Raw genomic sequence first — 1,149 nt, 5'->3', positions numbered from 1 at the left:
CTAAAACAGCCAAATGATAGGAACCGGGTGCCTATTAATAAAACAATCCCTGCCGAAATCAAGCGAGCAAACAGATGAAAACAAAACAAGCAAAACCAGTGAAAGCCGAACAACTTAGAAGTTATTATGAAGAAAGCCGTGGCTTAGAACGTGATCTTATCAACTGATTTATGAAGTTAATAATGTAATGGTCAGTCTTCTAAATATGTGAAAATTAAAAGGAATAAAATATGCAAAAGCTGATTATTATCATAGCAATTAGTGCGTTTCTTGGAACAACAAACTTAGTAAGAAGTAACACTCTTACTAAGCAAGGAGGAGGTCATAGCCGTTTTGCAGTTCCTAGTCTGGGGTCAGGAGGGCTCGATTCAAGCACCAATTATAAACCAAAAATACCACCAAGTTACATTCCACCACATAATCCCCCCAATGTTACAATCAGTCCTTCTACTTTTGGAAAGGAAATAAATCCCGCACCTTCTCAACCTAGTGGCTCTAAGCCATCTAAACCAACTTTCGTGTCTGCTTCACCAGCAGAATATCTGGAGCTTATTAATCTATTAAAAAAAGAGGAAATTATTGAGCTCTTAAAAAAACAGCTTGCGTTGAAAAAAGAACAAAATTCACAAATAGAAAAAACCTATCAAGCTATAACAAAGAGTCAGAAAACTGGATTTAAAACAATAGACTTTTCTAGTTTTTTTCTCAAAGAACCAGAATTGCTCTATAAGAGTGATAAGCTTTCAAGAGAATCATATCAAAAGGTATTAGAGGACGAAAAAAAAATTTCTGGGTCTTTTAATCAAATGGGCAAAGCTATTTCGGAACGCTTAAAATTTGCATCGATACTAGATAAAGCTGTAAGTTTAGAAACTTTTGAAATCGCAGAAAATCGTTTTCAATACCTCAAAAATCTATTAGATGAAGTTAAAACAAAAGAAAACCTGAAAGATATTGCAGATCTTCAAGCACATATAGATGGTTCATTAGCCATGATCCGAAATGAATTTATAAAGATGGAAATGGTAGCGTATTTACGTGACGCTGAGCAATCACTTATCAAAAATAAAAGACGCGAACTTGATATGAAAATTTTTGACAATGAAAAAAAAGAGATGCCTATCATACGGTGAAAACAAAAGCCACTGT

Annotated in this window: 1 protein-coding gene and 2 pseudogenes; all 3 read left to right on the top strand. The window is 34.4% G+C overall.

Annotated elements, in window-relative coordinates; translation table 11 throughout:
• Positions 1-78, top strand: a pseudogene (locus ACFILD_RS08330) (TrwH protein); the annotation flags it as partial.
• Positions 75-164, top strand: a pseudogene (locus ACFILD_RS08325) (TrwG protein); the annotation flags it as partial. The pseudogenes ACFILD_RS08330 and ACFILD_RS08325, both read left to right, overlap by 4 nt.
• Before the next feature lie 66 nt (positions 165-230).
• The gene (locus ACFILD_RS08320; RefSeq protein ID WP_375657572.1) at positions 231-1,133 is read left to right on the top strand and encodes a type IV secretion system protein; all 903 of its coding nucleotides are present in this window, start codon (positions 231-233) and stop codon (positions 1,131-1,133) included.
• Positions 1,134-1,149: the final 16 nt, after the last annotated feature.

The sequence above is a fragment of the Bartonella sp. CL162QHHD genome (genome assembly GCF_042195435.1).
GTDB lineage: Bacteria > Pseudomonadota > Alphaproteobacteria > Rhizobiales > Rhizobiaceae > Bartonella.
The sequence above is the reverse complement of the archived record's forward strand: the minus strand, read 5'-3'. Positions and strand labels throughout refer to the sequence as shown.